The following is a 13,123-nucleotide window of genomic DNA, read 5'->3' as shown; positions in this document are numbered from 1 at the left end:
GGTGCCCCCGGACCCGGCATAAGGAGGCGAGCGTGGCCGGACCGACGACCGCCCAGCGCGGTGCAGGGCAGCAGGAGGACACCCCGGACCGCCCGCCGAGCGAACAGCGGCGCCGGATGTCCCGGCGCACCCTGCTGATCGTGATCGCCGCGGCCGTGCTGCTGCTCGGCTCCGGCGCCGTCTGGGCGCTCTACGGCTCCTCCTGGCTCCGCACCGAACAGGTCCGGATCACCGGGGTCGACGTACTGACACCGGCCGAGGTGGAGAACGCGGCGGCGGTGCCGATGGGCGCTCCGCTCGTCTCCGTGGACACCGGCGCCATCGCCGGCAGATTGCGCCAGAAGTTGCCTCGTATCGACTCGGTGGATGTCGTACGGTCATGGCCGCACGGCATCGGACTTAAAGTGACCGAACGAAAGCCGGTCCTGTTGGTGAAAAAGGGCGCAAAGTTCATTGAAGTGGACGCCAAAGGCGTGCGCTTCGCCACGGTGGACAAGGTGCCCGGGCGCGTACCCCTGCTGGAACTGACCCCTGGTCGGTCCGCGAGCCTGCGCCGATTCGGCAGTGACCGGCTGGTGCGGGAAGCGGTCCGGGTCGCGGGCGGTCTTCCGGTCGGGATCGCCAAGGACACCCAGGTCGTGCGGGTCACCTCGTACGATGCGGTCTCCCTGGAACTCACCGGGGACCGCACGGTGATCTGGGGGAGCAGCGAAGAAGGTGCGGTGAAGGCGAAAGTCCTCACCGCACTCATGAAAGCCGCTCCCAAAGCGGGACACTTCGACGTGAGTGCACCCACCGCACCCGCGGTGTCGGGCAGTTGACGCACATTCGGCCTGGCCAGCACCCTGGTTGGTCAGCGCTACGGGTGATCACATAGGGTGAAAAGAAAAACGGGAGGTTCGGCGTGTTCGTTGAACGTGCGCCACTTGTCGACTTAGTGTCCTGTTCGGAAGAGTCCATGAAGCAGACACACTGGTAACCCTAAACTTCAACGTTAGGGTTTGGGTCGGCGTTCGGACCGTCCCAATCGGCATCCGTCGTCGCGGCGGGACTACCGCCAAGCGACGACACGTAACTCGAGGCGAGAGGCCTTCGACGTGGCAGCACCGCAGAACTACCTCGCAGTCATCAAGGTCATCGGTGTCGGCGGCGGTGGTGTCAATGCCATCAACCGAATGATCGAGGTCGGTCTCAAGGGCGTCGAGTTCATCGCGATCAACACGGATGCGCAAGCCCTGTTGATGAGCGACGCCGACGTCAAGCTCGACGTCGGCCGTGAACTCACCCGTGGCCTCGGCGCCGGGGCGAACCCGGCCGTCGGTCGCAAGGCGGCAGAGGACCACCGTGAGGAGATCGAGGAGGTCCTCAAGGGGGCCGACATGGTCTTCGTCACCGCAGGCGAGGGTGGTGGCACCGGAACCGGTGGCGCACCCGTCGTCGCCAACATCGCGCGCTCGCTCGGCGCCCTGACGATCGGCGTGGTCACCCGCCCGTTCACCTTCGAGGGCCGGCGTCGCGCGAACCAGGCGGAGGACGGCATCGCCGAACTCCGCGAAGAGGTCGACACCCTCATCGTCATTCCCAACGACCGGCTGCTGTCCATCTCGGACCGTCAGGTCAGCGTGCTCGACGCGTTCAAGTCGGCCGACCAGGTGCTGCTCTCGGGTGTCCAGGGCATCACCGACCTCATCACCACCCCGGGTCTGATCAACCTCGACTTCGCCGACGTCAAGTCGGTCATGTCCGAGGCCGGATCGGCGCTCATGGGCATCGGCTCGGCGCGCGGCGACGACCGCGCGGTGGCCGCCGCGGAGATGGCGATCTCCTCGCCGCTCCTGGAGGCGTCCATCGACGGCGCCCGCGGTGTCCTGCTCTCCATCTCCGGCGGCAGCGACCTCGGTCTCTTCGAGATCAACGAGGCCGCCCAGCTGGTGAGCGAGGCGGCGCACCCCGAGGCCAACATCATCTTCGGTGCGGTCATCGACGACGCACTGGGCGACGAGGTGCGGGTCACCGTGATCGCGGCGGGCTTCGACGGCGGACAGCCGCCGGCCCGGCGGGAGAACGTCCTGGGTGCGAACTCCACCAAGCGCGAGGAGCCGGCGACGCCGGCCCGGGCCGCCGAGCCCGCGCGCCAGACGGGCGGACTGGGCTCGGTGCCCCCGCGCGAGGAGCCGCCGGTCCAGGCGGAGCCGGTGCCGGCCGCTCATGAGAGCCACCTTCCGCCGGTCACCCCGCCGCACGTCCCGCCGGCCCGTCCCTACCAGGACTCCCAGGCCGAAGAGCTGGACGTTCCGGACTTCTTGAAGTGATAGGTCCGCACCACTCAGTGAGCCATGAGGATTCTGTTCCTTCGGACGGCGGCGCTCATTTCTCCTTCACCGACAGGTGGGGAGGGGTGAGCGCCGCTCCGTACGCGGAGCTCAACCTCGGCGGCGCGGTCGGCGACGACCCCGCCGCCGTTCTCGCCAACCGGGAGCGGGCCGCACGGGCCCGCGGACTCGATCCGGCACAGGTCGTCTGGATGAACCAGGTGCACGGCCGGGATGTCGCCGTGGTCGAAGGACCCTGGGGTGACGCCCGCGAGATTCCCGCCGTGGACGCGGTGGTGACCGCGCGACGCGGACTCCCGCTCGCGGTTCTCACCGCCGACTGCACTCCCGTACTGCTCGCCGACCCGGTCGCCGGGATCGTCGCAGCAGCACACGCGGGCCGGCCCGGACTGGTCGCCGGAGTGGTGCCCGCAGTGATCGGGGCCATGGTGGAGCTCGGCGCCGAGGCCTCGCGGATCGTCGCCCGCACCGGACCGGCCGTCTGCGGCCGGTGCTACGAGGTGCCGGCCGAGATGCGGGACGAGGTCGCGGCCGCCGTCCCCGCCTCGTGGTCCGAGACCAGCTGGGGAACGCCGGCGGTCGACGTCACCGCCGGAGTCCACGCGCAGCTGGCGGACCTCGGGGTCACCGACCGGCACGGGTCGTCCGTCTGCACCATCGAATCGGGCGACCACTTCTCGTACCGACGCGACCGCACCACCGGGCGGCTCGCTGGATATGTCTGGCTGGACGGATAGGGCATGACGGACCGTAAGGAACAACTCTCCGCGAATCTGGCGCACGTGGAGGAACGGATCTCCTCCGCCTGCGCCGCGGTCGGTCGCGATCGGGAAGAAGTGACCCTCATCGTGGTCACCAAGACCTACCCCGCGAGCGATGTGCGGATCCTGCACGAACTCGGTGTGCGCCATGTCGCGGAGAATCGTGACCAGGACGCCGCCCCCAAAGCCACCGATTGTGCGGATCTGTCCCTCACATGGCACTTTGTCGGCCAGTTGCAGACGAACAAGGTGCGATCTGTGGCGAGTTATGCCGATGTCGTGCAGTCGGTGGACCGTACGAAGCTGGTGACCGCGCTCTCGGCCGCGGCCGGCCGCGGCGGCCGTGAACTCGGGTGTCTCATCCAGGTCGCGCTCGACGCGGAGAGCGGAGAGCGGGGGGAGCGCGGCGGTGTCGCCCCCGACGGGATCGAGGAGTTGGCCGACGCGGTCGCGTCCGCACCCGGACTGCGCCTCGACGGTCTGATGACCGTCGCCCCGCTGGCCGGGCCGTTCGCCGGAAGGCAACGGGCGGCGTTCGACCGGCTGATGGAATTCTCATCCCGGCTGCGCGGGAACCATCCGGCTGCGAACATGGTCTCTGCAGGGATGAGTGCGGACCTCGAGGACGCGGTTGCGGCCGGAGCGACACATGTGCGCGTCGGTACTGCGGTACTCGGAGTCCGACCCGGGCTCGGGTAACGTCGCCAAGCAAGTCGGACCACAGCAGAAAATATGGTCATTACCGCCTATGGCGGGCAGGCCACAGTGGATCGCGGGCACTTGGTGACAGATGCCGATCCACCACAGAGCGGAGGACTCAGAGCATGGCCGGCGCGATGCGCAAGATGGCGGTCTACCTCGGCCTCGTGGAGGACGATGGGTACGACGGTCCGGGGTTCGACCCCGACGACGAATTCGAACCCGAGCCGGAGCCCGAGCGCGACCGGCGCCGGCACCAGCCCGCGCATCAGGTGGAGCGTGACCGGGAGCGGGACGAACCGGTACGAGTGGTACAGCCTCCGGCGCAGCGGGAGCCGGTTCAGATCCCGGCGGAAAGAGAGCGACCCGCCCGGATCGCCCCCGTGGCATCCATCACACCTGAACGCCCGAACATGGAGAAGAACGCACCGGTGATCATGCCCAAGGTCGTGTCCGAGCGGGAGCCGTACCGCATCACCACGCTGCACCCCAGGACCTACAACGAGGCCCGTACCATCGGGGAACACTTCCGTGAGGGCACTCCGGTGATCATGAATCTCACGGAGATGGACGATACGGACGCAAAGCGACTTGTCGACTTTGCCGCGGGACTTGTCTTCGGTCTCCATGGCAGCATTGAGCGAGTGACGCAGAAGGTGTTCCTGTTGTCGCCTGCTAACGTCGATGTCACGGCGGAGGACAAGGCCCGCATCGCAGAGGGCGGATTCTTCAACCAGAGCTGAGAACACGACACCGGGAACAACCCGGCCGCGAGGCCGGAGCTACGAGAGCCAGGGGAGAGGGAAGCGCGAGGATGGGCGTCGCACAAAGTGTTGTCTACATCGCGTTGATGTGTTTCCTCATCGTGCTGATCTTCCGGCTGGTCATGGACTACGTCTTCCAGTTCGCACGTTCATGGCAGCCGGGCAAGCCGATGGTGGTCGTCCTTGAGGCCACTTACACGGTCACCGATCCACCGCTCAAGCTCCTGCGGCGGTTCATTCCGCCGCTGCGTCTCGGGGGCGTGGCACTCGACCTGTCCTTCTTCGTTCTGATGATCATCGTTTCCATCCTGATCAGCATCGTGACCAGGCTGTGAGCGATACGGTCCTGCCGACTGCCGACGACTACGTAGAGGTGAAGAAGAGATGCCGCTGACCCCCGAGGACGTGCGGAACAAGCAGTTCACGACGGTCCGCCTTCGAGAAGGCTACGACGAGGACGAGGTCGATGCCTTCCTCGACGAGGTCGAGTCCGAGCTGACCCGCCTGCTCCGTGAGAACGAGGACCTGCGCGCCAAGCTGGCCGCCGCCACGCGTGCCGCCGCGCAGAACCAGCAGCAGCAGGGCATGCGCAAGCCGCCCGAGCAGCAGGATCGCCCCGGTGCGCCCGTGCCCGCCGCCATATCTGGTCCGCCGGTCCAGCAGCAGCCCCCGCAGATGGGTCCGCCCCAGCTGCCCGGTGGTGCTCCGCAGCTGCCCGCCGGTCCCAGCGGCCACGGCCCCCAGGGTCCGCACGGCCCCGGTCCGCAGGGCCCGCACGGCCCCGGCCCGATGCAGGGTGGCCCGATGGGCGGCCCCATGGGCGGTCACAACCCCCAGCAGCAGCAGATGCAGCAGATGCAGCAGATGCAGCAGCCGCCGCAGATGCAGCAGCAGGGCCCCGGTGGCGACAGCGCCGCCCGTGTCCTGTCCCTGGCGCAGCAGACCGCCGACCAGGCGATCGCGGAGGCCCGTTCCGAGGCCAACAAGATCGTCGGCGAGGCGCGCAGCCGTGCCGAGGGCCTGGAGCGCGACGCGCGCGCCAAGGCTGACGCCCTGGAGCGGGACGCGCAGGAGAAGCACCGCGTGGCGATGGGCTCGCTGGAGTCGGCCCGCGCGACGCTGGAGCGCAAGGTCGAGGACCTGCGTGGCTTCGAGCGCGAGTACCGGACCCGTCTGAAGTCCTACCTGGAGAGCCAGCTGCGTCAGCTGGAGACCCAGGCCGACGACTCGCTGGCTCCGCCGCGGACGCCGGCTGCCGCCTCGCTGCCGCCGTCGCCCTCGCTGGCCCCGGCCGGTGCCGGTGCGATGGGTCACACCATGGGTGGCAACCACGGCGGTCACGGCAACCAGCAGATGGGCGGCAACCCGTCCATGGGCGGTGGCCCCTCCTACGGTGGCCAGCAGCAGATGTCGCCCGCGATGACGCAGCCGATGGCGCCGGTGCGGCCGCAGGCGCCGCAGCCGATGCAGCAGGCGCCTTCGCCGATGCGCGGGTTCCTGATCGACGAGGACGACAACTGAGCGGTTCGCGCTCGCTGAGCGCGTAGCCGTCGGCAGGCTGAGGGCCGGGCCCCGGGGATTCCCCGGGGCCCGGCCCTTTGCCGTGGGCGGGTGCGGTGGGGCTGTGGGTGGCCGCTGCGCGGGGCCTGTCCCCTGCCCGCCCCTTCCCGTAACCGGGGGCTCCGCCCCCGGACCCCCGCGCCTCAAACGCCGGCGGGGCTGGATTGAGCGGCCGAGACGCAGAAGGGCCCGGCCGGAACGTGTCCGGCCGGGCCCTTCGTGTGCTGCGGCTACCGCTCCGTCTTGCGGAGGCGGAACGTCAGGGACAGGCCCTCGTCCTCGAAGGGCTCGCCGTACGCCGCGTCCGCCTCGCCCTGCGCGTAGTCCAGGGCCAGGACCTCGTCCGCGATCAGGGACGCGTGCTCGGTCAGGGCCTCGGCCGTCGCGGGGGAGGTGGACGTCCAGCGGACGGCGATGCGGTCCGCGACGTCCAGGCCGCTGTTCTTGCGCGCCTCCTGGATCAGCCGGATCGCGTCACGGGCCAGGCCCGCACGCCGCAGCTCCGGAGTGATCTCCAGGTCGAGCGCGACCGTCGCGCCCGAGTCGGACGCGACCGACCAGCCCTCGCGCGGGGTCTCCGTGATGATGACCTCGTCGGGAGCCAGCGTGACCTGCTCGCCGTCGACCTCGACCGACGCCGTGCCCTCGCGCAGGGCGAGGGAGAGCGCCGCGGCGTCCGCGTTCGCGACGGCCTTCGCCACCGCCTGGACGCCCTTGCCGAACCGCTTGCCCAGCGCCCGGAAGTTCGCCTTCGCCGTCGTGTCGACGAGCGAGCCGCCCACCTCGGACAGGGAGGCCAGCGAGGAGACGTTCAGCTCCTCGGTGATCTGCGCGTGCAGCTCCGGGGAGAGGTTCTCGAAGCCCGAGGCCGCCACCAGGGCGCGGGACAGCGGCTGCCGGGTCTTCACGCCCGACTCGGCACGCGTGGCGCGTCCCAGCTCGACCAGGCGGCGGACCAGCGCCATCTGCGTGGACAGGTCCGGGTCGATCGCGGACAGGTCCGCCTTCGGCCAGCTGGAGAGGTGGACCGACGACGGCGCGTCCGGGGTGACCGGTGTGACGAGGTCCTGCCAGACCCGCTCGGTGATGAACGGGGTCAGCGGGGCCATCAGCCGGGTGACCGTCTCGACGACCTCGTGCAGGGTGCGCAGCGCCGCCTTGTCGCCCTGCCAGAAGCGGCGGCGGGAGCGGCGCACGTACCAGTTGGACAGGTCGTCGACGAACGCGGACAGCAGCTTGCCGGCGCGCTGGGTGTCGTACCCCTCCAGCGCGGTGGTGACCTGGTCCACCAGGGCGTTCAGCTCGCTGAGCAGCCAGCGGTCCAGGACCGTGCGGTCCGCCGGTGCCGGGTCGGCCGCGGAGGGCGCCCAGTTCGACGTACGGGCGTACAGGGCCTGGAAGGCGACCGTGTTCCAGTACGTGAGGAGCGTCTTGCGGACGACCTCCTGGATCGTGCCGTGGCCGACCCGGCGCGCCGCCCACGGGGAGCCGCCCGCCGCCATGAACCAGCGGACGGCGTCGGCGCCGTGCTGGTCCATGAGCGGGATCGGTTCGAGGGTGTTGCCCAGGTGCTTGGACATCTTCCGGCCGTCCTCGGCCAGGATGTGGCCCAGGCACACCACGTTCTCGTACGAGGACTTGTCGAAGACGAGCGTGCCGACCGCCATCAGCGTGTAGAACCACCCGCGCGTCTGGTCGATGGCCTCCGAGATGAACTGCGCCGGGTAGCGGCTCTCGAAGATCTCCTTGTTCTTGTACGGGTAGCCCCACTGCGCGAACGGCATCGAGCCCGAGTCGTACCAGGCGTCGATGACCTCGGGGACGCGGTACGCCTCCAGCTGGCAGTTCTCGTGCGTGCAGGTGAACGTGATCTCGTCGATGAACGGCCGGTGCGGGTCCAGGCCGGAGAGGTCGGTGCCGGTGAGGGCGGTCAGCTCGGCGCGCGAGCCGACGCAGGTGAGGTGGTCGTCCTCGCAGCGCCAGATCGGCAGCGGGGTGCCCCAGTAGCGGTTCCGGGACAGCGCCCAGTCGACGTTGTTGTTCAGCCAGTCGCCGAAGCGGCCGTTCTTGACCGAGTCGGGGAACCAGTTGGTCTTCTCGTTCTCCGCGAGGAGCCGGTCCTTGATCTCGGTCGTGCGGATGTACCAGGACGGCTGCGCGTAGTAGAGCAGCGCCGTGTGGCAGCGCCAGCAGTGCGGGTAGCTGTGCTCGTACGGGACGTGCCGGAAGAGCTTGCCGCGGGCGGCCAGGTCCTCGGTGAGCGCCTCGTCGGCCTTCTTGAAGAAGACGCCACCGACCAGTGGCACGTCCTCCTCGAAGGTGCCGTCGGGGCGGACCGGGTTCACCACCGGCAGTCCGTACGCCTTGCAGACCAGGAGGTCGTCGGCGCCGAAGGCGGGGGACTGGTGGACCAGACCCGTACCGTCCTCGGTCGTCACGTACTCGGCGTTGACGACGTAGTGCGCGGGCGCCGGGAAGTCGATCAGGGTGAACGGGCGCTCGTAGGTCCAGCGCTCCATCTCGCGGCCGGTGAAGGAGTCACCGGTCAGCTCCCAGCCCTCGCCCAGCGCCTTCTCGACGAGCGGCCGGGCGACGACCAGCTTCTCCCGGCCGTCCGTCGCGACGACGTACTCGACCTCGGGGTGTGCGGCGACGGCCGTGTTGGAGACCAGGGTCCAGGGGGTCGTCGTCCAGACCAGGAGCGCCGCCTCGCCGGCCAGCGGGCCGGAGGTGAGCGGGAAGCGCACGAAGACCGACGGGTCGACGACCGTCTCGTACCCCTGCGCCAGCTCGTGGTCCGAGAGGCCGGTGCCGCAGCGCGGGCACCACGGGGCGACGCGGTGGTCCTGGGTGAGCAGGCCCTTGTTGAAGATCTCCTTCAGCGACCACCACACGGACTCGACGTACTCGGGGTCCATCGTGCGGTACGCGTCGTCGAGGTCGACCCAGTAGCCCATCCGGGTCGTGAGCTCGGTGAAGGCGTCGGTGTGCCGGGTCACGGACTCACGGCACTTGGCGTTGAACTCGGCGATGCCGTACGCCTCGATGTCCTTCTTGCCGTTGAAGCCCAGCTCCTTCTCGACCGCGAGCTCGACCGGCAGGCCGTGACAGTCCCAGCCGGCCTTCCGGCCGACGTGGTAGCCCTGCATGGTGCGGAAGCGCGGGAAGACGTCCTTGAAGACGCGGGCCTCGATGTGGTGGGCGCCCGGCATGCCGTTGGCCGTGGGCGGGCCCTCGTAGAAGACCCACTCGGGGCGGCCCTCGGACTGTTCGAGGCTCCGGTCGAAGACCTTGTTCTCGCGCCAGAAGTCGAGCACGGCGTGCTCCAACGCGGGCAGGTCGACCTGGGCGGGTACCTGGCGGTACTGCGGCGATGTCATGTGCGGGCTTCCTCCGGCGGACGTGTTCCACTTCCGTCGGAGGGACGAGAACCGATGCCGGATCCCGCGGTACCACCCTCCTTGGCCCCGGGCGTGCCGCCCGTGGCCCCCTCATTGGGGTGCGATGCCGGTTCTACTGGCCCTGGCGGGCGTTCTTCCGACGGCTCCGGGGTGATCTTCACGACGCGCTCGCCCCCGGGCTTCCACCGTCCCCGGGTCGCTCCTGGCTGCGTACGACGCTACTCGTCCCATCCACGCCTCTCGCTGGGGCCAGTGTACGGGCCGCGGGGCGCGGCGGCCGACCGGATTTCCGGCGGCCCCGGAGTGACCCGAATGGCCAGACGGGGCGCATCGGGTCCCGGCACCCTCCGGCGGGCGGCCGGAAGGCGGATTACCCGGCGGGGAGCTGGGAACAACGGTTTCAGGCGCGGAGTGATCCGGACACGGGGAGGGACCATGCGGCGGCGTGCCCCGTTGCCGCGGGGCTGGGGTCGACTTATCGTCCCAGCACGACTCGCGAGCAAGATCACAATGCGTGAAGGGGCCGCGGCCATGGTGGCGAAGAAGACGTCCGACGCGAACGCGGGGACCGGGCCGGAGGACGCGGCGGCGAGCACCACCGGGGCCGCCGGGGCCGCGAAGAAGACCACGAAGAAGACGGCCGGGAAGACGGTCAAGAAGGCGGCGGCCAAGAAGACCGCGGCCGGGCGGACCACGGCCGCCAAGGCTTCGAAGAAGGCCGCGTCCGCGGCCACGGGGGCGGCCGAGGCCGCCGAGCAGACGGGAGCCCACACGGTGGTAGCCAAGAAGAGCGCGGCCAGGACCCGGACCACCGGCCGGAGCGCCGCGCCCGTGCCCCCGGCCCGGGCCGCGGCGACGACCCCGGGAGAGCTGGCCGTACGGCCGGGGGAGGACCCCTGGACGGCGGAGGAGGTCTCGGCCGCCCGGAGCGAGCTGACCGGCGAGATCACCCGGCTGCGCAACGAGCTGGAGGCCTCGGGCCTGGCGCTGGCCGGGCTGATGCGGGACTCCGGCGACGGGGCGGGTGACGACGAGGCGGACACCGGCACCAAGAACATCACCCGCGAGCACGAGATGTCGCTCGCCGCCAACGCCCAGGAGATGCTGGAGCAGACCGAGCGGGCCCTGGCCCGCCTCGACGCGGGCACGTACGGACTCTGTGAGATCTGCGGCAATCCGATCGGCAAGGCGCGCATGCAGGCGTTCCCCCGGGCCACCCTCTGCGTCGAGGACAAACAGAAGCAGGAGCGACGCGGCTGATCCCCACCGGTGTGTCGTACCCTCGTCCCCAGAGGCTGTCGGGTGATCCGCGATCGGGCGGCCACGCCCTGGCACGCACGCTTCCCGCGTTGCCGAAATGCCCCGGTAGCTCCGCTGCCAGGACATCTCGGCGCCTTGGAACCGCACGCACCGGACCGCGTCCGCTTTCCGATCGCAGATCACCCGACAGCCTCTCCGTCGGGAACTAGGTTGAGGGACTCACGTGGCAGAGGCGGAGCGCATCATCGGTACGCCGGACATCCCCGAGGCTGAGGGACGCGAAGGAGCCGAGCCGGACCGGGCCGGCGCGAGCGGGTCCCCCGACGCCGTCGAGCCGGACGGGCAGGACGCCGGTCCGGTGGCGGACGACGGCGAGACGGAGACCTCGGTCGACCGTTCGCCGGCCACCCGCCGGCGCCGGATCATCCTGCTCTTCTGCGTCGCCGTGCTCGCCTACCTGCTGGACCTCGGCAGCAAGATGCTCGTGGTGGCGAAGCTGGAGCACCAGGAGCCCATCGAGATCTTCGGCGACTGGCTGAAGCTCGACGCGATCCGTAACGCGGGCGCCGCGTTCGGCCTCGGCGAGGCCTTCACGATCATCTTCACGATCATCGCGGCGACCGTCATCGTGGTGATCGCCCGGCTCGCGCGCAAGCTCTACAGCCTGCCCTGGGCGATCGCGCTCGGCCTGCTGCTCGGCGGTGCCCTCGGCAACCTCACCGACCGCATCTTCCGCGCGCCCGGTGTCTTCGAGGGCGCGGTGGTGGACTTCATCGCCCCCGCGCACTTCGCCGTCTTCAACCTGGCGGACTCCGCCATCGTCTGCGGCGGCATCCTGATCGTGCTGCTGTCCTTCAAGGGCCTGGACCCCGACGGCACCGTGCACAAGGACTAGGACGCGCAAGGCATACTCGACAGGTGAGTACGCATCCCGAGATCCGAACCCTGCCCGTACCCGATGGCCTGGAAGGCGAGCGTGTCGACGCCGCCATTTCCCGCATGTTCGGCTTCTCCCGCACCAAGGCCGCCGAGCTGGCCGCCGCCGGGAAGGTGCAGGTGGACGGTTCGGTCGTCGGGAAGTCCGAGCGGGTGCGGGGCGGCGCCTGGCTGGAAGTGGAGATGCCGCAGGCTCCCGCTCCGGTGCAGATCGTCGCCGAGCCCGTCGAGGGCATGGAGATCGTCCACGACGACGACGACATCGTCGTCATCATGAAGCCGGTCGGCGTCGCCGCGCACCCCAGCCCCGGCTGGACCGGCACCACCGTCATCGGCGGCCTCGCCGCCGCCGGCTACCGGATCTCGACGTCGGGCGCCGCCGAGCGCCAGGGCATCGTCCACCGGCTGGACGTGGGCACCTCGGGGCTGATGGTCGTCGCCAAGTCCGAGCGCGCCTACACCCTGCTGAAGGCCCAGTTCCGCGACCGGATCGTCGACAAGAAGTACCACGCGCTCGTCCAGGGCCACCCGGACCCGATGAGCGGCACCATCGACGCCCCCATCGGCCGCCACCCCACCCACGACTACAAGTGGGCGGTCGTCGCCGAGGGCAAGCCGTCGGTGACGCACTACGACCTGATCGAGGCGTACCGCGCCGCCAGCCTCCTGGACATCAAGCTGGAGACCGGCCGCACCCACCAGATCCGGGTGCACATGTCCGCCCACCGCCACCCCTGCGTCGGCGACCTCACCTATGGCGCGGACCCGACCATGGCCAAGCGGCTGGGGCTGACCCGGCAGTGGCTGCACGCGGTCCGGCTCGGCTTCGAGCACCCCGCGGACGGCAGCTGGGTGGAGTTCTCCAGCACCTACCCGGACGACCTCCAGCAGGCCCTCGACCGGATCGCGGCGGAGAGCGAATGATCGCCTACACCACCCGGACCGTCACCGGTGAGCAGGACCGTGCCGCCTGCTTCCAGGTCCGCAAGGACGTCTTCGTCGGCGAGCAGAACGTGCCGGAGGAGATCGAGTACGACTCCTACGACGCGCACGCGGTCCACGTCATAGCCGTCGCCGAGGACGGCACGGCACTGGGCACCGGACGGCTGCTGCACGGCCCCGGCACGGAGACGAAGACCGGCGGCGACCTCACCGTCGGTTCGCTCGGCCGGCTCGCGGTGACCAGCGGCGCGCGCGGCCTCGGGGTCGGCGCGGCGCTGGTGCGGGCCATCGAGGACGCCGCCCGTGAGCTCGGTCTGGCCGCCGTCGACCTGCACGCCCAGACGCACGCGCTCGGTTTCTACGAGCGCCTCGGGTACGCGGCCTACGGCCCCGAGTTCCCGGACGCGGGCATCGCGCACCGGGCGATGCGCCGGACGATCTGACACCCCGGCGCACCCCCTGGCCAC

At 70.1% G+C, this 13,123-nt stretch carries 12 protein-coding genes; 11 read left to right on the top strand and 1 reads right to left on the bottom strand.

Annotation, left to right across the window (positions count from 1 at the left end):
- The first annotated feature begins 32 nt into the window (after window positions 1-32).
- From OG408_RS10795 to OG408_RS10765, 7 genes are all read left to right on the top strand, one after another.
- Window positions 33-821, top strand: coding sequence for a cell division protein FtsQ/DivIB (locus OG408_RS10795; protein WP_326669564.1), 789 nt, complete (start codon window positions 33-35; stop codon window positions 819-821).
- 276 nt (window positions 822-1,097) lie between these two features.
- Complete coding sequence (gene ftsZ, locus OG408_RS10790; protein ID WP_266777722.1) at window positions 1,098-2,312, top strand: cell division protein FtsZ; 1,215 nt, start codon at window positions 1,098-1,100, stop codon at window positions 2,310-2,312.
- A gap of 17 nt (window positions 2,313-2,329) precedes the next feature.
- Window positions 2,330-3,070: a peptidoglycan editing factor PgeF gene (gene pgeF / locus OG408_RS10785; RefSeq protein ID WP_326669562.1), complete on the top strand. Its 741-nt coding sequence runs from the start codon at window positions 2,330-2,332 to the stop codon at window positions 3,068-3,070.
- 3 nt (window positions 3,071-3,073) lie between these two features.
- Window positions 3,074-3,793, top strand: coding sequence for a YggS family pyridoxal phosphate-dependent enzyme (locus tag OG408_RS10780; protein WP_266777718.1), 720 nt, complete (start codon window positions 3,074-3,076; stop codon window positions 3,791-3,793).
- Between the two features lie 125 nt (window positions 3,794-3,918).
- A complete protein-coding gene (locus tag OG408_RS10775; RefSeq protein WP_114244064.1) occupies window positions 3,919-4,536 on the top strand; it encodes a cell division protein SepF in 618 nt (205 codons plus the stop codon).
- 71 nt (window positions 4,537-4,607) lie between these two features.
- Window positions 4,608-4,892 (top strand): YggT family protein, encoded by a 285-nt coding sequence (locus tag OG408_RS10770; RefSeq protein ID WP_136328318.1) that lies wholly within the window; start codon window positions 4,608-4,610, stop codon window positions 4,890-4,892.
- A gap of 49 nt (window positions 4,893-4,941) precedes the next feature.
- Window positions 4,942-6,078 carry a DivIVA domain-containing protein gene (locus OG408_RS10765; RefSeq protein ID WP_266777714.1) on the top strand — a complete coding sequence of 379 codons (1,137 nt, stop codon included), beginning with the start codon at window positions 4,942-4,944 and terminating at the stop codon, window positions 6,076-6,078.
- A gap of 269 nt (window positions 6,079-6,347) precedes the next feature.
- Here the strand turns inward: OG408_RS10765 and ileS are convergent, their stop codons facing one another.
- Window positions 6,348-9,497, bottom strand: coding sequence for an isoleucine--tRNA ligase (ileS, locus tag OG408_RS10760; protein WP_326669557.1), 3,150 nt, complete (start codon window positions 9,495-9,497; stop codon window positions 6,348-6,350).
- Between the two features lie 552 nt (window positions 9,498-10,049).
- Between ileS and OG408_RS10755 the strand changes: the two genes are divergently transcribed.
- From OG408_RS10755 to OG408_RS10740, 4 genes are all read left to right on the top strand, one after another.
- Complete coding sequence (locus OG408_RS10755) at window positions 10,050-10,778, top strand: TraR/DksA family transcriptional regulator (protein WP_405407034.1); 729 nt, start codon at window positions 10,050-10,052, stop codon at window positions 10,776-10,778.
- A gap of 223 nt (window positions 10,779-11,001) precedes the next feature.
- Entirely contained in the window at window positions 11,002-11,673 is a 672-nt protein-coding gene (gene lspA, locus OG408_RS10750; RefSeq protein WP_266777708.1) for a signal peptidase II, read from the top strand.
- A gap of 23 nt (window positions 11,674-11,696) precedes the next feature.
- On the top strand, window positions 11,697-12,638 hold the full coding sequence (locus tag OG408_RS10745) for an RluA family pseudouridine synthase (RefSeq protein ID WP_266777706.1): 942 nt from the start codon (window positions 11,697-11,699) through the stop codon (window positions 12,636-12,638).
- Window positions 12,635-13,099: a GNAT family N-acetyltransferase gene (locus OG408_RS10740; RefSeq protein WP_266777704.1), complete on the top strand. Its 465-nt coding sequence runs from the start codon at window positions 12,635-12,637 to the stop codon at window positions 13,097-13,099. The genes OG408_RS10745 and OG408_RS10740 overlap by 4 nt, the downstream gene beginning before the upstream one ends.
- Window positions 13,100-13,123 lie beyond the last annotated feature (24 nt).

The sequence above is a fragment of the Streptomyces sp. NBC_01257 genome, from assembly GCF_035917255.1.
In the GTDB taxonomy this organism is placed as follows: domain Bacteria; phylum Actinomycetota; class Actinomycetes; order Streptomycetales; family Streptomycetaceae; genus Streptomyces.
Note: the sequence above shows the minus strand (reverse complement) of the source record. Positions and strands in the feature narration are given on the sequence as shown.